The organism is Bradyrhizobium sp. PRIMUS42 (assembly GCF_023006515.1).
GTDB lineage: Bacteria > Pseudomonadota > Alphaproteobacteria > Rhizobiales > Xanthobacteraceae > Bradyrhizobium.
The window spans coordinates 1-550 of the sequence record NZ_JALBGZ010001505.1; the positions used below are offsets into that span (position 1 = coordinate 1).

A 550-nucleotide genomic window follows, 5' to 3' on the forward strand; every position below is an offset into this window, starting at 1 on the left:
AGCCTGCCGGGATGAGCGCCGGCGCATCCCGTCTGTCAGAACCGGACCGCGCATCCGACGGTTCGCGTTATCGCCTGCGCGATCTCTTCACACCGCTCGACACGTTGCTCGTCTCCGGCGGAGATCCGCGGCTGGCGCTCGACGCCGGGGATCGCGTCAACGGCTACGGCTGCGCGGCCTCGCCGGAGCCGGAGATCTGGAATTTCGCCTCCTCGACCGCGTCGACGATCTCGCAAGCGGCCTATGACCGTGCCGCGCTGGCGCGCGAAGAGCTGATGCACAAATGCCTGTTCGACGAGGTTGAAATCGCCTTCGATGCGCGCTGCGAGGACATGCGGGACGAGCTGCGCGGCCATCTCCAGCTGCCGCCGCGCGTCGATGTCGTGTTCTCGCCCTCCGGCACGGACTCTCAGCTCCACGCCTTGTTCCTGGCGCGCGCAGTGCTCGGAGCACGGCCGGTGACGATCGTGGTCGGGGCCGACCAGACCGGAAGCGGGACGGCCCATAGCGCCCGCGGCCACCATTTCAGCTCCATGACGGCGAGCGGCTT

1 pseudogene is annotated in these 550 nt (G+C 68.5%); it reads left to right on the forward strand.

Annotated features, from left to right (window positions below):
• Nucleotides 1-550 (forward strand): annotated as a pseudogene (locus MOV75_RS41330) (hypothetical protein); the annotation flags it as partial.